At 63.7% G+C, this 18200-nt stretch carries 17 protein-coding genes; 5 read left to right on the top strand and 12 right to left on the bottom strand.

The annotated features are described in order from the left end of the window. Nucleotides 1-60: 60 nt before the first annotated feature. The 7 genes from BN1079_RS15260 to BN1079_RS15225 all read right to left on the bottom strand — a co-directional run bounded on the left by BN1079_RS15260 (nucleotide 61) and on the right by BN1079_RS15225 (nucleotide 10948). The gene (locus tag BN1079_RS15260) at nucleotides 61-1518 is read right to left on the bottom strand and encodes a sodium-dependent transporter (RefSeq protein WP_037025937.1); all 1458 of its coding nucleotides are present in this window, start codon (nucleotides 1516-1518) and stop codon (nucleotides 61-63) included. Nucleotides 1519-1656: 138 nt separating this feature from the next. Continuing rightward, nucleotides 1657-2316, bottom strand: coding sequence for a maleylacetoacetate isomerase (gene maiA / locus BN1079_RS15255; protein WP_037025936.1), 660 nt, complete (start codon nucleotides 2314-2316; stop codon nucleotides 1657-1659). After that, nucleotides 2306-3289: a fumarylacetoacetate hydrolase family protein gene (locus tag BN1079_RS15250; protein WP_037025931.1), complete on the bottom strand. Its 984-nt coding sequence runs from the start codon at nucleotides 3287-3289 to the stop codon at nucleotides 2306-2308. The genes maiA and BN1079_RS15250 overlap by 11 nt, the downstream gene beginning before the upstream one ends. Then, entirely contained in the window at nucleotides 3289-4428 is a 1140-nt protein-coding gene (locus tag BN1079_RS15245; RefSeq protein ID WP_037025930.1) for a homogentisate 1,2-dioxygenase, read from the bottom strand. The genes BN1079_RS15250 and BN1079_RS15245 overlap by 1 nt, the downstream gene beginning before the upstream one ends. A 180-nt stretch (nucleotides 4429-4608) precedes the next feature. Next, nucleotides 4609-5694: a 4-hydroxyphenylpyruvate dioxygenase gene (hppD, locus tag BN1079_RS15240; protein ID WP_037025929.1), complete on the bottom strand. Its 1086-nt coding sequence runs from the start codon at nucleotides 5692-5694 to the stop codon at nucleotides 4609-4611. A 403-nt stretch (nucleotides 5695-6097) separates the two neighbouring features. Continuing rightward, a complete protein-coding gene (locus BN1079_RS15235) occupies nucleotides 6098-7183 on the bottom strand; it encodes a Glu/Leu/Phe/Val dehydrogenase dimerization domain-containing protein (RefSeq protein WP_037025928.1) in 1086 nt (361 codons plus the stop codon). Between the two features lie 294 nt (nucleotides 7184-7477). Further along, complete coding sequence (locus BN1079_RS15225) at nucleotides 7478-10948, bottom strand: indolepyruvate ferredoxin oxidoreductase family protein (RefSeq protein WP_037025926.1); 3471 nt, start codon at nucleotides 10946-10948, stop codon at nucleotides 7478-7480. A gap of 204 nt (nucleotides 10949-11152) precedes the next feature. Here BN1079_RS15225 and BN1079_RS15220 point away from each other — a divergent pair, with 204 nt between their 5' ends. After that, on the top strand, nucleotides 11153-11620 hold the full coding sequence (locus tag BN1079_RS15220; RefSeq protein WP_037025924.1) for an Lrp/AsnC family transcriptional regulator: 468 nt from the start codon (nucleotides 11153-11155) through the stop codon (nucleotides 11618-11620). A gap of 73 nt (nucleotides 11621-11693) precedes the next feature. Here the strand turns inward: BN1079_RS15220 and BN1079_RS15215 are convergent, their stop codons facing one another. The 4 genes from BN1079_RS15215 to BN1079_RS15200 all read right to left on the bottom strand — a co-directional run bounded on the left by BN1079_RS15215 (nucleotide 11694) and on the right by BN1079_RS15200 (nucleotide 15058). Further along, nucleotides 11694-12110, bottom strand: a complete 417-nt coding sequence (locus tag BN1079_RS15215) for a DUF192 domain-containing protein (protein WP_037025923.1) — start codon at nucleotides 12108-12110, stop codon at nucleotides 11694-11696. Nucleotides 12111-12170: 60 nt separating this feature from the next. Then, a complete protein-coding gene (locus tag BN1079_RS15210) occupies nucleotides 12171-13442 on the bottom strand; it encodes a cation:proton antiporter (protein WP_037025922.1) in 1272 nt (423 codons plus the stop codon). Between the two features lie 294 nt (nucleotides 13443-13736). Further along, nucleotides 13737-14618, bottom strand: a complete 882-nt coding sequence (locus BN1079_RS15205) for a pseudouridine synthase (protein WP_052114496.1) — start codon at nucleotides 14616-14618, stop codon at nucleotides 13737-13739. A gap of 176 nt (nucleotides 14619-14794) precedes the next feature. Further along, a complete protein-coding gene (locus BN1079_RS15200) occupies nucleotides 14795-15058 on the bottom strand; it encodes a PepSY domain-containing protein (protein ID WP_037025921.1) in 264 nt (87 codons plus the stop codon). A 268-nt stretch (nucleotides 15059-15326) separates the two neighbouring features. Here BN1079_RS15200 and BN1079_RS15195 point away from each other — a divergent pair, with 268 nt between their 5' ends. The 4 genes from BN1079_RS15195 to BN1079_RS15180 are packed head-to-tail and all read left to right on the top strand — an operon-like array spanning nucleotide 15327 to nucleotide 17915. Next, on the top strand, nucleotides 15327-15635 hold the full coding sequence (locus BN1079_RS15195; protein WP_037025920.1) for a PepSY domain-containing protein: 309 nt from the start codon (nucleotides 15327-15329) through the stop codon (nucleotides 15633-15635). Continuing rightward, entirely contained in the window at nucleotides 15635-15937 is a 303-nt protein-coding gene (locus BN1079_RS15190) for a PepSY domain-containing protein (protein ID WP_037025918.1), read from the top strand. Before BN1079_RS15195 ends, BN1079_RS15190 begins: the two co-directional genes overlap by 1 nt. Then, nucleotides 15937-16602 carry a response regulator transcription factor gene (locus BN1079_RS15185; protein WP_037025916.1) on the top strand — a complete coding sequence of 222 codons (666 nt, stop codon included), beginning with the start codon at nucleotides 15937-15939 and terminating at the stop codon, nucleotides 16600-16602. Before BN1079_RS15190 ends, BN1079_RS15185 begins: the two co-directional genes overlap by 1 nt. Continuing rightward, a complete protein-coding gene (locus BN1079_RS15180; protein ID WP_037025914.1) occupies nucleotides 16599-17915 on the top strand; it encodes a sensor histidine kinase in 1317 nt (438 codons plus the stop codon). The genes BN1079_RS15185 and BN1079_RS15180 overlap by 4 nt, the downstream gene beginning before the upstream one ends. Before the next feature lie 49 nt (nucleotides 17916-17964). Here the strand turns inward: BN1079_RS15180 and BN1079_RS15175 are convergent, their stop codons facing one another. Then, on the bottom strand, nucleotides 17965-18180 hold the full coding sequence (locus BN1079_RS15175; protein ID WP_037025912.1) for a hypothetical protein: 216 nt from the start codon (nucleotides 18178-18180) through the stop codon (nucleotides 17965-17967). Between the last annotated feature and the right edge of the window lie 20 nt (nucleotides 18181-18200).

Here is an 18200-nt window from a genome sequence, read left to right as displayed (position 1 = left end):
TACCGCAATGCGCAGCGACAGCGAGGCTGGCAGCCGCAGCCGCCGCCTCGCCAGTCTGCCCTAACGGGCCATCACCGGTAGCGAACGGCGGCGAAAGCCTTCGCCGAGGATGGTCAGTACGGCGATGGCACTGGCGATCCAGTACCAGCGCTGCAGCGGATCGAAGCCCAGCCAGCCGAGCGCATGGAGGAACACCATAAGGATCAGCACCGGGCTCACATAGCGCACCATGAACAGCCACAGCGCATAGCCGCCCGGCGACAGGCCGAGTTCGTCGCGCATGATTTCCGAGCGCAGGCAGTAACCGGCGAGTACGCTCATGAAGATGCCGCCCAAGGGCATCATCCAGCGCGAAGTCAGGTAGTCGAGCCCGTCAAATACGGTGCTGCCGAACAGCTTCCAGTCGGCGCCGACGTTGAACGAAAGCATCGCCAGCAGGCTGATGGTCAGCAGCACCGCACCGGAACCTACAGCGGCGCGCCCACGGCTGATGCCGTATTTCTCGTTCAGGTAGGCAACGGTGGCCTCGATCATCGAAATCGCCGAGGTCAGCGCGGCCACCGAGACCATGGCGAAGAACAGCACGCCGAACGCGGTGCCGAAGGGCATCTGCTGGAATGCCAGTGGCAGGCTCATAAAGATCAGCCCCGGCCCGGCGCTTGGGCTCATGCCGTTGGCGAAAATGATCGGGAAGATCGCCAGCCCTGCCAGCAGCGCAACGCAGGTATCGGCGATGACCACGGTAAAGGTGGTCCGCGCGATGGACTGGTCATCCGGCAGGTAGGAGCCATAGGTGAGGATGGCGCCGGAAGCCAGGCTCAGGGTGAAGAAGGCATGCCCCAGCGCGGCCAGCAGTGCCTCACCGCTGAGCTTGGAGGTATCGAAACTGAACAGGAACGCCATGCCTTCGGCAAAGCCGCCGCTGGTAACAGCGTAGCCGACCAGCACCAGCAGCATGAGCGCAAGGCCGGGCATCAGCCAGCGAAAGGCGCGCTCGACACCGGCCTGCACGCCACGGCCAACGATCCACAGCGTCAGCAGCGCCACCAGCAGGCTCCAGCTACCCAGCACCCAGGGATTGGCGTTGTGCGCTTCGAAGGTCTGGGCCAGGCCCTCAACGCTGCTGGCCGCCAACGAGCCGTCGAGCATCTTCACCGTATAGGCGAAGGCCCAGCCGGCCACAACCACGTAGAAGCAGAGGATCATAAAGCCCGCCAGCATGGCCATGGTGCCCACCAGCTTCCAGGCCGGGTTGCCGTTGTTCTCGCGAACCACCCGGGCGATGGCGTCGATGGGGCTGCCACGCCCGCGGCGGCCGATGGCGATCTCGGTCATCATCAGCGGGATGCCGATGGCGAAGATGCAGGCCAGGTACATCAGGACAAAGGCGCCACCGCCGAACTCGCCAGTGATATAGGGAAACTTCCAGATATTGCCGAGGCCCACTGCCGAGCCGGTCGCGGCCAGGATAAAGCCCCAACGGGACAGCCAGAGATTCTTCGGTTTTTCACGAGTCATGCGTCACCTGCTTGTTTTTATCTGTGACGGATCGAACCCGCCGCGTTCGTGGCGCGGCGGAATGCACGCAAGGATGTGGGTAATTTGGTTCGCTGGTTGGCGATTCGCGGAAACGCAGCCGTTGGTGCGAAGAGCCATTCAGGTCGCGTCGGGTTGCACCTCCGGTACGGCACGGCTGAAGGCGTCCAGCGCTTCGCAGCGGGCCACCCGCGCGAGGATGCGCGGATAGGCATCCAGCGGGCAGTCGAAACGGCGGGCGTTGTAGACCTGGGGCACCAGGCAGGCTTCCAGATAACCGGGGCGCTGGCCCATGGACAGCCCGTCGCGCAACTCGGCGAGCCCCTGCTCCACGGCCGCCAGGCCCTGGGCGACCCAATGCCGGTACCAAGCGGTCTTCGCCTCATCATTTACGCCCAGCTCGCCGGCAAGGTACTGCAGCACGCGCAGGTTGTTCAGGGGATGGATTTCACAGGCGATATGCAGGGCCAGGGCGCGTACCCGGGCACGCTCCAGCGGATCGGCCGGCAGCAACGCCGGCACCGGAAATACCTCGTCGAGGTATTCCAGGATTGCAAGCGACTGGCTGATGCGGGCACCGCCATTGGCTTCGTCCACCAGCAGCGGCACCAGCTGCTGCGGGTTGAGGGCGCGGTACTGCTCGCCGCGCTGCTCGCCGCCGTCCCTGACCAGATGCACCGGCACCTGCCGATAGGCCAGCCCCTTGAGGTTGAGTGCGATGCGTACCCGGTAGGCGGCGCTGGAACGCCAGTAGGAGTAGAGCGTCAGCTCAGTGCGCATAGCGCTCGACCTGCTGATCGATGGCGCCAAAGATGCTTTGCCCCGCAGCGTCGAACATCTCGATGCGCACCCGGTCGCCGAACCTGAGGAACGGCGTTTGCGCCTCGCCGTGCTCGATGATCTCCAGCATGCGCTTCTCGGCCAGGCACGAGGAACCGGCGCTGCGGTCGTAGTTCGACACCGTGCCCGAGCCGATGATGGTACCGGCACACAGCGGCCGGGTGCGCGCCGCGTGGGCCACCAGGGCCGGGAAGTTGAAGGTCATGTCGGTGCCGGCATCGGGCTGACCGAACAGCTCGCCGTTGATGTGCGAGACCAGGGGCCGGTGCACCTTGCCATCGCGCCAGGCCTCGCCCAGCTCGTCGGGCGTCACCGCCACTGGCGAGAAGCTGGACGAAGGCTTGCTCTGGTAGAAGCCGAAGCCCTTGGCCAGTTCGCCGGGGATCAGGTTGCGCAGCGACACGTCGTTGACCAGCATCAGCAGCTGGATATGCGACGCCGCTTCGGCGGCATTCGCGCCCATGGGCACGTCGTCGGTGATCACCGCCAGCTCGCCTTCCAGATCGATGCCCCAGGCCTCGTCGGCCAGGCGGATCGGGGCCTGTGGCGGGATAAAGGCATCGGCGCCACCCTGGTACATCAACGGGTCGTGCCAGAAGGATTCCGGCATCTCCGCACCGCGGGCCTTGCGCACCAGCTCCACGTGATTGACGTAGGCACTGCCGTCGGCCCAGTGGTAGGCGCGCGGCAGCGGGCTGTGACAGGCGGTCTGGTCGAAGGCAAAGGCGCCCTCCTCCAGCCCGTCGTTGAGACGTTGATAGACCGCCTCCAGCTTGGGCTTGCAGTAGCTCCAGTCGTCCAGCGCGTTCTGCAGCGTGGCAGCGATCTGCGGCACCTTGACGGCACGGGCAAGATCGCGCGAGACCACGACCAGCACGCCGTCGCGGCCCTGATTGAGGGATGCGAGTTTCATCAGGATTCCTTACCCGGCGCACGCCAGGAGTTGACGTATTCGGGAACATCGACAGCAGCGGCGGCCTCACCGACCTCCAGGGCGCGACGGGTATCGATCATCACCGCCACCTCGTCGGCGAAGGTCGCAGGGTCGGTGCTTGCCTTCTTCAAGGCCTTCGGATGCGGCCCATGGGGAAAGCCGCAAGGGTGGAAGGTGACCATGCCTTGCTCAATGTTGTCGCGGCTGAAGAAGTTGCCGCGGTGGTAGAACAGCACTTCGTCGTAGTCGTCGTTGTTATGGAAGAACGGCACCTTCAGCGCGCCGGGATCGGTTTCCACCGGCCGCGGGGTGAAGGTGCAGACCACGAAACCATTGGCGACGAAGGTGGTGTGGGCCGACGGCGGCAGGTGGTAGCGATGGCTCACCAGCGGGCGAATGTCGCGCCAGTTGAGCCGCACCACAGTGTTGTCGCCGTGCCAGCCGACCACATCCAGCGGGTTATAGGGATAGGTCACGGTGGTGATCTGGTTGCGCCGCTTGATGCGGATCTGCCAGGGGGTTTCGTCCTGTTGCGCGCGGAAGGCATCGTCCAGGCGCGGATGGTCGAGCACCGCCGGGTCGAAGATCGCATGGGGGCCGACCAGGCCTTTTTCCGGCAACTGGTAGGCACCGTCGGTGTTCTCGATCAGCAGCATGAACACCGGCTCGCTGGCCTCGATACGCCAGGCGGTACCGCGCGGGACCATCAGGTAGTCGCCGTCGCGAAACTCCAGATGGCCGAAATCGCAGTAGAAATGCCCGGCACCCTCGTGGATGAACAACAGGTCGTCACCGTCGCTGTTGCGCACCAGATGGCGCATGGCCCCGTTGGTCTTCCACAGCCGCAGCTTGATATCGGCATTGTGCAGCGCCAGCGGCGCCTGCAATGGGCAGTCGCCCTCGCTGGGGATGTGGTTGAAGTTGAAGGCATGCGGGCGCAGCGGGCCTTCCCAGTCGACCCAGCCAGTCGGCGGATGCTTGTGATGCAGGTGCGAAGCGGGGCCGAAGAAGCCTTCGCGGCCCATCTCGCGCTCGAAGGTTCCCTGCGGGAAATCGCAGTGCGCCTGACGCGAGCAGTCCCCTTCGCGGATGGGGAAACTGATCCATTTGCGGCTCATATGGCTCTCCTGGTGATATCGCGGGATCTGAAGGCGTGGACGGAGCGTAGGGTGGAAGACTGCGAAGCATCTTCCACGCGTCTGGGGGGGACCCATGCGGGCCTGTTGCTCCCGCTATACGCGTGGATGTGCTGCGCGACATCCACCCTACGCATACCCACCACGGTCCTGGCGCCGGACTTACTCGTCCGCCTTGATCACGCCGCGGCGCAGCTGGTCTTCCTCGATGGACTCGAACAGGGCCTTGAAATTGCCCTCGCCAAAGCCCTGGTTGCCCTTGCGCTGGATGATTTCGAAGAAGATCGGGCCGATCACCGTGTTGGTGAAAATCTGCAGGAGGATGCCGTCATCCCCTGGCGCGCCGTCGATCAGCAGGTTCAACTCGCGCAGCAGCTCGGTAGGTTCGCCATGACCGGCGACGCGGCTATCGACCTTCTCGTAGTAGGTATCCGGGGTTGTCATGAACTCCACGCCGTTGGCACGCAGGCGCCGGACGGTCTCGTAGATATCGTCGGTGCTCAGCGCGATGTGCTGGATGCCCTCGCCGTGGTATTCGCGGATGAATTCCTCGATCTGCGATTTGTCGTCCGCCGACTCGTTGATCGGGATGCGGATCTTGCCGCAAGGCGCGGTCATGGCGCGGGAGAACAGACCGGTGAGCTTGCCCTCGATATCGAAGTAGCGAATCTCGCGGAAGTTGGCGATGCGCTCGTAGAAGCCGGACCAGACGTCCATCTGCCCGCGACGCACGTTGTGGGTCAGGTGGTCGATGCACATCAGGCCCACGGCGTTGTCGTTGGGCGAGCGGCCTTCGATGTATTCGAAGTCGACGTCATAGATCGTCTTGTCGCCATAACGATCGACGAGGTACAGCAAGGAGCCGCCGATGCCCTCGACACAAGGGATGTTCAGCTCGCCGAAGTTGGCGTGGCTGCCCACCAGCTTGGCACCCTGGGATTCGACGTAGGCAGCGGCCTGGGCGGCGTTCTTCACGCGGAAGGCCATGGCGCAGGCGCTCGGCCCGTGCTTCTCGCCAAACTCGCGCACGTGCCCGGTGGGGCTGCCGTTGAGCACGATATTGATGTCGTGCTGCTGGAACAGCCAGACCTCCTTGGAGCGATGCTTGGCGGTTTCGGTAAAGCCCATCTGGGTGAACAGTGTGCGCAACTGCGCGATACCTTCGGCGTTTGGCGCGGTGAACTCGACAAACTCGAAGCCGTCGGTGCCGATGGGGTTGTGCTGCTCAATCTTGGTCACGGCGTTCATCTCGCCTCCTGTTGTTGTGAGTGGCCAGGGCCGAGCCCTGCGCAAGGTGGTGGAGGCATCACAAACCAGTGCGGCGTCGGTAACAAGCACCCACAACGCCCTACAGACCGAACCCCGGGCGTGCAGACGTCAGCTTTTCTTTACACGGCTAAAACCTTGCCAGGGCGAAGCTCCAGCGCTTTCCAGACGTAACGAAAAGCTGACAGGCCGATGCGACAAGCTGACGCACCATCTCTAGAAAGTCGCTCAGAGCCGCAGCTGTCGGCCTATAAGCAAAGATTTGGCGGGCATGATCGGCGGGAGCGAATCGCGAGCACATTCGCTCCCTCCAAGACGGGGAACTGCAAACGCAAACGACCCGCCATCTGGCGGGTCGTGGGGTTCTAGAGCGGGGCCGGAAAGGTTAGGCGTGCAGACGCAGTGCCTCCGGCTGGCCGCTTGCCTCAATCCGTTCCAGAGCCAGGCGGTCGGCAATCACCGAGGTCGGCTCGTCACTGGCACTGGCGCGGGAGAAGATTTCCCGCAGCGTGTCGCTGATGCCGCGTACATGGCTGTCGATCTGCGCGGCGCTGCCACCGCTGCTCTGGTAGTAGACATCGATGATGCCGCCCGCATTGATGGCGTAATCGGGTGCCCAGAGCTGGTTGCGCTGGCGCAGCATCTCGCCGATTTCCGGGGTGGCCAGCTGGTTGTTGGCAGCGCCCGCGATAACCGGCGCACGCAGCACTTCCAGGGTCTGCTCATTGAGAATGCCGCCCATGGCGCAGGGTGCGAATACGTCCACGTCGAGCCCGTAGATATCCTGCGGTCGCACCACATGCACATCCAGTTCGTCCATGGCGCGCTGCACATTGGCATCGAAGATATCGCAGACCCACAGCTCGGCTCCGGCCGCCTTGAGCCGGCGCGCCAGACCCATGCCGACATGGCCCACGCCCTGCAGCGCGACCTTCAGGCCGGCAAGGTCATTACGCCCGAGTCGCTGGCGTACCGCCTCCTGCAGACCAACGAAAACTCCCAGCGCCGTCGACGGCGAAGGGTCGCCACTGGTGATGCTGCCGTCGAGCGTGGCACGCGGCGAGGCACCGACCACATGCTTGGTGCGCTGAGCGAAAGCCTGCATTTCAGCATCGCCGGTGCCCAGGTCGGCGGCGGTGATATAGCGCCCGCCCAGGCTTTCGACGAAGTCGCCCATGGCCTGGAGCAGTGCCGGGCTTTTGCCGGTGTGCGGATCACCGATGATCACCGCCTTGCCGCCACCCAACGGCAGGCCGGCCAGGGAAGACTTGAGCGTCATCCCGCGTGACAGCCGCAGCACATCGCGCAGGGCATCGTTCTCCGTGGCATAGGGGAACATCCTGCAACCGCCCAAGGCCGGACCGAGCCGCGTATTGTGGATGGCGATGATGGCCTTGAGCCCCGACGCCTGGTCATGGCAGTAGACCACCTGCTCGTGCTGGTCGAAGTCGGGGTGCGCGAATACGGACATGGTCTACCTCGTTGATCGCTGTTGGCTGGCCCGCGCGATGGGCCTTGGAATAGGTTGAATCGAAACGATGAAAAGCTTCGCCCCGAGGGCGGGGCCCCCACAAAAACTGCAAACCTCACCAAACCCGTAGGAGTATTGCCCCCGCGGCGAACAAGCCAACGGCCTGCCCAGTCGGAAGATTGCACCCTACCGATTCGCCCGAAGGCAGGACAAAAACCGGTAAACCTCACCAGCCCCGTAGGAGCCGCGACCCCGCGACAAAGCAGGCCACAGAACTGCCTGGCGTCCCGCGCCTTATGCCGCCGGCTGGAAGAGCCGCACACTCTGCACCTCATCACCCTTGTCGAAACGCTCGCGGAGCAGCTTCTCCTGCTGCCGCGCCTTGGTAATGCTGCGCTCCTTCACCGGGCCGTAGCCGCGAATCTGTTCCGGCAGCGCGGCGATTGCCACGGCAGTGCGGTAGTTGGTCGGTTTGAGACGGGCCAGCAGCTCGTCCAGGGTTTTCTCGTACTCGGTGATCAGTTGCCGTTCTACCCGGCGATCGTGACCGTACCCGAAAGGGTCCAGCGGTGTCCCGCGCAGGAAGCGAAATTTCGCCAGCACGCCGAAGACATCGAGCATCCAAGGGCCGAACTCGCGCTTGCGCGGCTCGCCGGTCACCCGATCACGCTTGGCCAGCCAGGCCGGCGCCAGGTGGAATTGCAACCGGTAGTCACCTTCGAACTGAGCCTCAAGTTGCTGGCGGAACTCGGGCTCACTGTACAACCGCGCCACTTCGTACTCGTCTTTGTAGGCCAGCAGCTTGAAGTAGTAGCGTGCCGCCGCCTTGGAGAGTGCCAGGTCATCGGCCGTGTCGGCCTCCCGCACCCGCTCCACCAGCCGGCGATAACGCCGGGCCAGCGCTTTGCCCTGATACTGGGTAAGAAAGTCGACGCGCCAATCGACGATCTCTTCGAGGCTTCTGCAGATCGGCTCCTCTGTCTCCTGGGGACGCGCCAGCCGCTCCACGCTCTCAGGCTCCAGCACCGCGCGGCGCCCCCAGCGAAACGCCTGGCGGTTGAGTTCGGTGGCCATGTCGTTCAGCTCGATGGCCTTCTCGATGGCCTCGGCGGATACCGGCACCAGCCCCTGCTGGTAGGCGAAGCCGAGCAGGAAAAGGTTGGTGGCGATGCTGTCGCCCATCAGCCGCGTGGCCAGCCGGGTAGCGTCGACGAAGTGGGTCTTTTCCGCACCCACCGCATCGGCGATCGCCTGGCGCATGGCCGCACCCGGGACGTGGGCGTCGGGATTGCGGGTGAATTCGGCGGTGGCTCCCTCGAAGCTGTTCACCACGGCGTTGCTGATCCTGTCGTTCAGGCGGGTCAGCGCCTCGTCACCGGCCGCGACGATCAGATCGCAGCCCAGCAGCAGGTCGGCTTCGCCGGCGGCGATGCGCACGGCGTAGATATCGCTCTGCCTGGCGGCGATCCGCACATGGGTGGTCACCGGGCCGAACTTCTGCGCCAGGCCCGCCTGGTCGAGCACCGTGCAACCCTTGCCCTCCAGGTGCGCGGCCATGCCGATCAACGCACCGAGGGTGGTCACGCCGCTGCCGCCGACGCCGGGGATCAGCACGTTCCACGGTCGTTCCAGCGAGGGATGTTGTGGCTCGGGCAACTCGGCCGCCTCGATGCCGCCGGCCACCGCCTCGGGCTTGCGCAGCTGGCCGCCGTGCACGGTGACGAAGCTCGGACAGAAGCCCTCGACGCAGGAGTAGTCCTTGTTACAGGCGTTCTGGTCGATCTCGCGCTTGCGTCCCAGCTCGGTCTCCAGCGGCAGCACCGACAGGCAGTTGGATTTCTCGCCACAGTCGCCGCAACCCTCGCACACGGCGGGGTTGATGAACACGCGCTTGGCCGGGTCCTCGAGCTTGCCGCGCTTGCGCCGCCGGCGCTTCTCGGTGGCGCAGGTCTGGTCGTAGATGATCACCGAGACGCCCTTGCACTCCCGCAGCTCGCGCTGCACGGCGTCCAGCTCGCGGCGGTGATGAAAGCTGGCGTTCGGCGCGAAGCTGTCGCGGCTGGGGTACTTGTCCGGCTCGTCGCTGACGATGGCGATGCGCTGGACGCCCTCGTCATGCACCTGGCGGCTGAGCTGGTCGACGCGCAGTTCGCCGTCGATGGGCTGGCCGCCGGTCATGGCCACCGCATCGTTGTAGAGGATCTTGAAAGTGATGTTGACCCCCGCCGCCACCGCCGCGCGCACCGCCAGGCTGCCGGAATGGAAATAGGTGCCGTCGCCGAGGTTCTGGAACATGTGCGGGGTGTCGGTGAACGGCGCCTGGCCGATCCAGTTGACGCCCTCGCCGCCCATCTGGGTGAAGGTCTCGGTACGACGATCCATCCACTGCACCATGTAGTGGCAACCGATGCCGGCCGAGGCGCGGCTGCCCTCGGGCACCTTGGTGGAGGTGTTGTGCGGACAGCCGGAGCAGTAGTGCGGGGTACGCACGGTGCTGTAGCTGCGCGCGGCCAGGGCCTTCTCCTTGGCGTCGAGAAAGGCCAGGCGGGTCAGGATGCTCTCGCTGGTGTAGATCGGCGCGAGGCGTTTGGCGATCACCCGGGCGATCATCGCCGGGGTCAGTTCGCTGAGGTTGGGCAGCAGCGAACGGCCCTGCTCGTCAAACTCGCCGACCACCCGCGGGCGCTTGTCCACCGGCCAGTTGTAGAGCTGCCCGGTGAGCTGGTCCTCGATGATGCTGCGCTTTTCCTCGACCACCAGGATCTCGTCCAGGCCACGGGCGAACTCGTGTACCGAGACCGGCTCCAGCGGCCAGCTCATACCGACCTTTAGCACCCGCAGGCCCACGGCGGCACACAGGGCTTCGTCCAGGCCCAGGTCGTCCAGCGCCTGGCGCACGTCGAGATAGGACTTGCCAGTGGTGATGATACCCAGGCGCGGGTTGGGTGAATCCAGCATTACCCGGTTGAGGTTGTTGGCCCGAGCGAAGGCGCGGGCGGCGTAGATCTTGAAGAGGTTGAGGCGCTTTTCCTGCACCAGCGGCGGGTCCGGCCAACGGATGTGCACGCCATCCTCGGGCAGCTCGAAATCCAGCGGAATGCAGGTCTGCACGCGCAGCGGGTCGACCTCCACCACGGCAGAGGAATCGACGTTTTCGGCGATGGTCTTGAGCGCCACCCAGCAACCGGAATAGCGCGACAGCTCCCAGCCGATGATGCCGTAGTCGAGGATCTCCTGGACGTTGGCAGGGTTCAGCACCGGGATCGAAGCGGCAATAAAGGCATGCTCGCTCTGGTGCGGCAGCGTCGAGGACTTGCAGCCGTGGTCATCACCGGCCAGCAGCAGCACGCCGCCATGGGGCGCGACGCCGGCCGCATTGCCGTGCTTGAACACGTCACCGGCGCGGTCCACGCCTGGCCCCTTGCCGTACCACATGGCAAACACGCCGTCGTATTTTGCGCCGGGAAACAGGTTGGCCTGCTGACTGCCCCACACGGCGGTGGCGGCCAGTTCCTCATTCAGGCCTGGCTGGAAATGGATGGCGTGCTGCTTGAGGTAATCACGGGCGTCCCAGAGACTCTTGTCCAGCCCGCCCAGGGGCGAGCCGCGGTAGCCGGAAATGAAGCCGCCGGTGTTCAGCCCGCGCGCCTGATCGCGCTGATGCTGCAGCATCGGCAGGCGGGTCAGCGCCTGGGTGCCGGTGAGGTACAGGTGACCGGTAGCGAGCCGGTATTTGTCGTCCAGACGGATCTCGGCCAGAGTCATGGGGCGCTCCTCTTTATTCTTATAGGGAGTCTGGGCAGCGTTTTGCGCCGCCCGCCTGGGCGCAGTCGGTGAGGGGTCGCCCCTCCGCTGCGCATTTGACTTGCAGTGTGGCCGTGACGGCGGGAGATTTTCTTTCTACTTTTGCAGAGAAACCGCCATCCTGCGCATGAACGTTTCGCCCATAACAACAAAACGGGAAGAAGCATGCAGACACCACTGAGCAGCATCGATCGCAAGATTCTTCTGCTGTTGCAGCACAACGCCGATCTGTCCGCCGCGGAAATCGCCGAGAAGGTGGAATTGTCGCAATCGCCATGCTGGCGGCGGATCAACCGCATGCAGGAAGAGGGGCTGATCGAACGCAAGGTCGCCCTCCTCAACCCCAAGAAGCTCGGGCTGAACATGACGGTATTCGTCAATATCAAGCTTTCGGCCCACGGCCGCAGCAACCTGGACGAGTTCGAACGGGCAGTGGTGGGCTACCCCGAGGTGTTGGAGTGCCACACCATGGCCGGCGAATCGGATTACCTGCTCAAGGTGGTGGCCAGGGATATCGATGCCTATGAGCGCTTTCTACGCGACCAGTTGCTGCAGCAGCCCCATGTGCAGGAGGCGCACTCGCATATCGCCATGAGTGAGGTCAAGCGGACGACCGAATTGCCGCTGGATTGAGCCGGTGTTAGCGGTGGATAAGGCTTCGCCGTTATCCACCTTACGAAACAGCAGGCGGCCTTGAGGGCGGGGGTTATCGCTGAGGAATTCCCAGCACCGCAGTCCCTTGGCTAATCCCCTGGCGCTCGAACCAACCCTGGTTGACCTCCAGCGCATAGCGCGCCGGTTTGCGCGAGCAGCGGATCGCTTCGCTCAGCGGCTCAAGGTCCAGTAGGTCGACGATGCGTCCCTGCTCATCGAGAAAGGCCGCGGACAACGGCAGCGGCGTGTTTTTCATCCACAGGCAATGGCGGCGGAAATCGTCAAAGCGAAACAGCATTCCGGCCTCCTCCTCCAGCTCGGTGCGTCCCATCAGGCCACGTTCGCGCTGAGCCGGCGTGCTGGCGTATTCGACCTGGAGCCGGTGCCCATTCAGCCGCAGCGCGAACGTCTCGGCCGCCGTTGCGCAAGTAGCGAACAGCGCCAACGCTGCCCAGATCAAACTACGCATTGCCACCTCACCTGTTCAGTAAAAATCGCGGACGAGGTTCGGCGATAAGCGCGCCAGCGGTCAATGCGCAGGCTGTTCCGGCTTGGAATCGCTCCCATAGAAGGCACGCACCACCCGGCCTACGCTCAGCCCCTGTACCAGAATCGAGACCAGCACCACGATATAGGTCAGGCTCAGCAGCAAGTCGCGCTCCTCACCCAGCGGCAACGATAGCGCCAGCGCCACCGAGACCCCGCCGCGCAGTCCACCCCAAGTGAGGATACGCACCACGCCAGCCCCCGTGCGGCGGTCGCGCCCACGTATCCGGCGCAGCATGTTGATGATCGCCGCCACTGTGACGAAGCGCGACAGCAGCACTGCCAGGCCCAGGGCCAACGCGGCGAGAAACTGCAGCCAACCCAGCGGCAGCACCAACAGCTCTAGGCCAATCAGCGCGAACAGCAAGGCGTTGAGGATCTCGTCAATCACTTCCCAGAAGCCGTCCACGTATCGGCGCGTATGACCACTCATTGCCGTACGCCGCCCCTGGTTACCGATGACCAGACCGGCCACCACCATGACGATGGGCGCCGAGACGTGCAGGCGCGTGGCCAGGGCTGAGCCGCCCAGGACCAGCGCCAGAGTCAGCATGATGGTCGGCTGGTGTTCATCTACCTGGCGCATCAAAAAGAAGCCGGCAAAGCCCAGCACCAGGCCGAAGACCACACCGCCGACGGCCTCCTTGAGAAACAGCATGCCGACTTCCCCTGCCGTCGGTACCTCGCCCAGGGTCAGCACGCCGAGCAGGATGCTGAACAGCACCACCGCGGTGCCATCGTTGAACAGCGACTCGCCGACGATGGTGGTCTGCAGCGGCTTGGGCGCCCCGCTGCTTTTGAGAATGCCCATTACCGCGATGGGATCGGTAGGCGAAATCAGCGCGCCAAACAGCAGGCAATAGATGAAATGCACATGCCAGCCGAAGGCCTGGAAAATGCTGTAGGCCAGCCCGGCCGCAACGAAGGTGGACAGCAGCACCCCGGCAGTGGCCAGCAGGCCGATATGCCAGCGATAGCTGTGCAAGTCGTTGAGATTGACGTGCAGGGCACCTGCGAACAGCAACGCTGGCAGAAACCAGGTCATCAGCACATCGGAGAAATCAATCTGCCGGATCAGCTCCTGCACTTCGGCTTCCAGTACCGGGTAGCCCAGCGCGGCGACGCCATGGACGACCAGGGACAGCACCATGGCCGAAGCCATCACACCGATCGTCGGCGGCAAATGGACGAAGCGGTAGTTGAGAAAGGAGAAGAAAGTGGTCAGTGCGATAAACGCGGCCGCCAGATCCAGCATTGGGTGCTCCGGTGAAGGTGGCAAGAAAAATGTCGCTACCTCATCGAACGGTTCCAGCGCTGCCGGCGCACTAACAGGCCGTTGAAAAACGTAGGCGAGGCAGGCAAGACAAGGCAAAAACGGCCGAAAAGCGCTGTTTACGAGTTGTAAATGAGCATTTTGAGGCCGTTTTTAACGCAGTATTGCCAACGCAAGTAGTTTTTCAACAGCCTGCTAAGCAGCAGCCCACCACCATCGACACGGACGGCACCGTTGGACCGCGGACATTTGCAGCCAGCAAGGTGCGGCTGCGTGCTACCAGTCCAGCGACAGCTGGCTTTCGAACTGCCGCGGCGCGCCGCTCAGCGGATCGTCGAAGGCCAGTCCACGCGCCAGCAGTTTCAGCGGCCTGGCGTAGTCGTCCCGATCACGCCGGGCACGCTCGATCAGCTCGGGATAGAAGGGATCATTGCAAATGCCCGCGCCTAGCGTGGCCATCTGCAGCCGCAGCTGGTGCTTGCGCCCGGTGACCGGATACAGCGCATACCGCCATAGCTCACCCCGCCGCTCGAGAACCTCGATACGGGTTTCGCTATTGGGCACGCCGTCGCCCTTGCGCATCAGAAAGAAGGGCTCGCCATCGACCATATGCAAGCGCTCCACCCGCGGGAACGTCAGCTCTGGCAACGCTGGGCAGATCGCCTCGTAGTGTTTGTCGATCCGCCGTTCGCGAAACAGAGCCTGATAGGCGCCACGGCTGGCGGGGTTGGTGGAGAACAGCACCAGCCCGGCGGTAAGCCTGTCGATACGGTGAATCGGCACCAGATCGGGATTGCCCAGGCGCTTGCTCAGACGCGCCAGTAGCGTCTCATTGACATAGCTGCCAGCCGGCATCACTGGCAAGAAATGCGGCTTGTCGGCCACCAGCAGATGCTCGTCGAGGTAGAGGACGCGCTCATTGAAGGGGATCGGCTGTTCGTTGGGCACTTCGCGAAAATAGTGGATGCGCAAACCGACCTGATACGCATGAGTCACGGCCAGTGGCTGTCCGTCAACCCCCAGCACCCTGCCACGGGCAAAGCGGTCGCGCCAGGTGGCACGGTCGATGGTCGGAAAGTGATCGCAAAGGCAGTCGAGCACCGTGCTCCAGTCGCCCTGGGGCAAATGCAGCGTGCTGCGGGCATTGGTAGCGGGCATCGTATTTGGAGATCGGCGCAAGGGATGCCGATGATAACCGACTGCCGGGAGGCGGCGCTGTTCAGGTGTGTGGGTTCCGATTTAACGGTGCCATTGCGGCAACGCCGGTGTACAGATCGTCTTGTCCGATGGATCGCCGAAGCGACCCACCGACACGAGAGACGATGCGCTGTCTGTCAGTCTTCTTTTTCCTTGGTCATTTCACCGGTGCGGGCGTCCATTTTGAACTCCCAGACTTTGCCATCGGCCTTCACGCCTTCACCTTCCCAGTGATTGTCATCAGCGCTGATCGAGTGCAGTTGGCTGTAGCCGGCCGCCTTGGCCTTCTCTACTGCCTGCTCGAGGCTGATCCAGTCGGCGCCTGGCTTGTCGGCCAGGGCGAAACCACTGGCACCGAGGGCGGCAATGGCAAGTGCGGCGGTCAGTTTCTTCGAATACATGACATTTTTCCTTCTTCTGATTTTCAAGTGCGGCTGCGCTGCAGCCCTGTTAAATACGAGCCTTGGCTCCGTTCAGGGTTCCTTGGCTGTGTATCAAATCATGGCAAACACGCCGGCCTCGGTCGCCGCGGCACCGCGCAAACGCATGCATCAACTTATGGAGCGCAGCGCCTGGTGCGAAGCTTTTTAACAGGTCAGCGCCATTCAGCTTCGCTTAAGCCTGCGCTCGTAATCTGTGCCTGTCGAAACCCACACAGGAAACACCACCATGAAAAACCTTACTGTACTGTTCACCGCTGCCACCCTCGCCCTGGGCGCCAACCTGGCCATGGCCCGCGACCTGGGCCCGGACGAAGCACTGAAGCTGCGTGACGCCGGCACCATCCAGTCGTTCGAGAAACTCAACGAAGCGGCACTGGCCAAGCACCCCGGCGCCACCATCGAAGAAACCGAGCTGGAAGAAGAATACGGCCGCTACATCTATCAGCTTGAACTGCGCGACAACAAAGGTGTGCAATGGGACCTTGAGCTGGACGCCAAAACCGGCGAGATCCTCAAGAACCATCAGGACGACTAATGCGTAGCACCCTCCTCATCCTCCCCCTGGCTCTGCTGCTCGCCGCCACCCCGGCGGCGAGCCGTGATCTGGATCAGGACGAAGCCCTGCAACTGCGCCGTGAAGGCCGGATCCTGCCGCTGGAAAGCCTCCTGCAGCAGGTCCAGCAGCGTTATCCCGGCGCACGCCTGCTGGAAGCCGAGCTGGAGGAAGAGGACGGCCTCTATATTTATGACATCGAACTGCTTACCGCAGACGGCATCGCCCGTGAGCTGGAACTGGACGCCCGCGATGGCCGCCTGATCAAGGACGAGGAAGACTGATGCGCCTGCTGCTGGTTGAAGACAGCGTTCCCCTTGCCGACGAATTGACCGCCAGCCTGGCCCGCCAGGGCTATGCCGTCGACTGGCTGGCCGATGGCCGCGACGCCGATTACCAGGGCACCAGCGAACCCTATGACCTGATGGTCCTCGACCTGGGGCTGCCCGGCAAACCGGGATTGGAGGTGCTTCGCGACTGGCGCGCGCGCGGCCTCGCCACGCCGGTGCTGATCCTCACCGCACGCGACTCCTGGGCCGAGCGCATCGAGGGGCTCAAGGCCGGCGCGGACGACTACCTGACCAAGCCCTTTCACCCCGAGGAGCTGCTGCTGCGCATCCAGGCTTTGCTGCGACGCGCCCATGGCATCGCCAATCAGCCCCTGCTGCAGGTCGGCGGGCTGGCGCTGGATGAAGCCCGTCAGCGTTGTCGCAAGGGTGACGAGGATATCGAGCTGACCGCCGGGGAGTTTCGCTTACTGCGTTACTTCATGCTGCATCCGGGGCAGTTGCTGTCAAAAACCCAGCTGACCGAACACCTTTACGATGGCGAAACCGAGCGTGACTCCAATGTCATCGAGGTGCACGTCAACCGCCTGCGCGGCAAGCTCGGCCGCGAGCTGATCGAAACCCGCCGCGGTCAGGGCTATCGCTTCGGCGGCGCCAGTTGAAGTCGATCCAGCGCAGCCTCAGCCTGGGCCTGATCGCGGCCCTGTTGATCATCAGCCTGCTGTTGTTGCAGACCAGCCTGTGGCTGTTCGAAAGCGGCCTGCGCCGAACTCTGGAAACCGATCTGCGTGAGGAGTCCGAAGGCCTGCTGATTGCAGTGGTGCGAGGAACCGAGGGCTTCACGCTGGACACCACTCGGCTCAACCCCCGCTATCAGCGAGCTTTTTCCGGCCATTATTTCCGCATCGATCTGCCCGAACGCAGCTGGCGTTCACGCTCGCTCTGGGACGCCACCCCTGAATGGCCACACGTTAATGGATTGGCCCCGGGACTGGTCGAAGGGCCGCAAGGCCAGCGGCTGCTTACGTACCGCGCCAGCTATCAACGCGACGGTCAGCAGATCGTTATCCATGTGGCGCAGGACTACACGCCGATTCTCGACAGCTTTCGCCAGGTGCGCCTCGCAGGACTGGGGCTGGTCGGCCTGATTCTGCTGGTGTTCCTGCTGTTGCAACGCTACGCAGTGCAACTCGCCCTGCGCCCGCTGGAACGCGCTCGCCAGCAGATTGCACAGCTGCAGCAGGGCCAGCGCCGGCAGCTGGACATCCAGCCCCCGCATGAACTGCAACCTCTGGTGGCGCAGATCAATCATCTGCTGGCGCACACCGATGACACCCTCAAGCGCTCCAGGCACGCCCTGGGCAACCTCGGTCACGCATTGAAAACACCACTGGCAGTCCTCGGCAGCCTTGTACAGCGCGAGGAACTGGCGGCCTACCCGGAACTGCAGGCCGGGTTGCGCGAGCAGCTGGCGCAGATCCAGCAGCGGGTCACCCGCGAACTGGGCCGCGCGCGCATGGCGGGCGACGTGTTGCCCGGGGCGCATTTCGACTGCGATGCGGAGCTGCCGGCACTGCTCGAAACGCTACAGATGATCCATCCGCGCGGGCTGAGCCTGCACTGGCATGCCCCTGCCCACTGTCGGCTGCCATGGGATCGCGAGGATCTGCTGGAGCTGCTCGGCAACCTGCTGGACAACGCCTGCAAATGGGCAGGCTCAGAAGTACGCCTGGAGATCGAGAAAGAAGCTGGCGGCTATCGCCTATCCATTGAGGATGACGGACCGGGAATTCCCGAAGCGCAGCGAGACAACGTTCTGACTCGTGGCACACGTCTGGATGAGCGCGCCGAAGGGCATGGCTTGGGGCTGGGTATCGTGCGTGACATGCTGACCGCCTGGAATGGCAGCCTGGCGCTGGAGCAAAGTTCTCTCGGCGGCTTGCGAGTCGTTATCTGGCTGCCGCTACGCCCGTAGGAGTGGGCCATGCCCACGAACCGGACCGCGCCGATAGCGGACCAACCGGCTACTGCATGCGAGTCAGTTCGTTGCGCATGTCTTCAAGGATGGTTTCAACCAGCAGATCGTTGCGAACGTGCCCGTCCGAGACGAGACGAATGGCTTCGATACCCTTGAGCGGGTAACCGATGCGCACCACCAGATTACCGTTTTCCTGCGGCTCCACACGGGTCTGGTATTCGGCTGGGAAGTGATCGGCCAGATGGCGAGAGAGGGTTTTCATCAGGTGTCCCGGAGACTGAT

The sequence above is a fragment of the Pseudomonas saudiphocaensis genome (genome assembly GCF_000756775.1).
Classification (GTDB): domain Bacteria; phylum Pseudomonadota; class Gammaproteobacteria; order Pseudomonadales; family Pseudomonadaceae; genus Stutzerimonas; species Stutzerimonas saudiphocaensis.
Note: the sequence above shows the minus strand (reverse complement) of the source record. Positions and strands in the feature narration are given on the sequence as shown.

Coding starts and splice junctions, on each gene's coding strand:
- BN1079_RS15260 (WP_037025937.1), bottom strand. CDS start 1,518: ATGACTCGTGAAAAACCGAAGAATCTCTGGCTGTCCCGTTGGGGCTTT.
- maiA (WP_037025936.1), bottom strand. CDS start 2,316: ATGCGCACTGAGCTGACGCTCTACTCCTACTGGCGTTCCAGCGCCGCC.
- BN1079_RS15250 (WP_037025931.1), bottom strand. CDS start 3,289: ATGAAACTCGCATCCCTCAATCAGGGCCGCGACGGCGTGCTGGTCGTG.
- BN1079_RS15245 (WP_037025930.1), bottom strand. CDS start 4,428: ATGAGCCGCAAATGGATCAGTTTCCCCATCCGCGAAGGGGACTGCTCG.
- hppD (WP_037025929.1), bottom strand. CDS start 5,694: ATGAACGCCGTGACCAAGATTGAGCAGCACAACCCCATCGGCACCGAC.
- BN1079_RS15235 (WP_037025928.1), bottom strand. CDS start 7,183: ATGTCCGTATTCGCGCACCCCGACTTCGACCAGCACGAGCAGGTGGTC.
- BN1079_RS15225 (WP_037025926.1), bottom strand. CDS start 10,948: ATGACTCTGGCCGAGATCCGTCTGGACGACAAATACCGGCTCGCTACC.
- BN1079_RS15220 (WP_037025924.1), top strand. CDS start 11,153: ATGCAGACACCACTGAGCAGCATCGATCGCAAGATTCTTCTGCTGTTG.
- BN1079_RS15215 (WP_037025923.1), bottom strand. CDS start 12,110: ATGCGTAGTTTGATCTGGGCAGCGTTGGCGCTGTTCGCTACTTGCGCA.
- BN1079_RS15210 (WP_037025922.1), bottom strand. CDS start 13,442: ATGCTGGATCTGGCGGCCGCGTTTATCGCACTGACCACTTTCTTCTCC.
- BN1079_RS15205 (WP_052114496.1), bottom strand. CDS start 14,618: ATGCCCGCTACCAATGCCCGCAGCACGCTGCATTTGCCCCAGGGCGAC.
- BN1079_RS15200 (WP_037025921.1), bottom strand. CDS start 15,058: ATGTATTCGAAGAAACTGACCGCCGCACTTGCCATTGCCGCCCTCGGT.
- BN1079_RS15195 (WP_037025920.1), top strand. CDS start 15,327: ATGAAAAACCTTACTGTACTGTTCACCGCTGCCACCCTCGCCCTGGGC.
- BN1079_RS15190 (WP_037025918.1), top strand. CDS start 15,635: ATGCGTAGCACCCTCCTCATCCTCCCCCTGGCTCTGCTGCTCGCCGCC.
- BN1079_RS15185 (WP_037025916.1), top strand. CDS start 15,937: ATGCGCCTGCTGCTGGTTGAAGACAGCGTTCCCCTTGCCGACGAATTG.
- BN1079_RS15175 (WP_037025912.1), bottom strand. CDS start 18,180: ATGAAAACCCTCTCTCGCCATCTGGCCGATCACTTCCCAGCCGAATAC.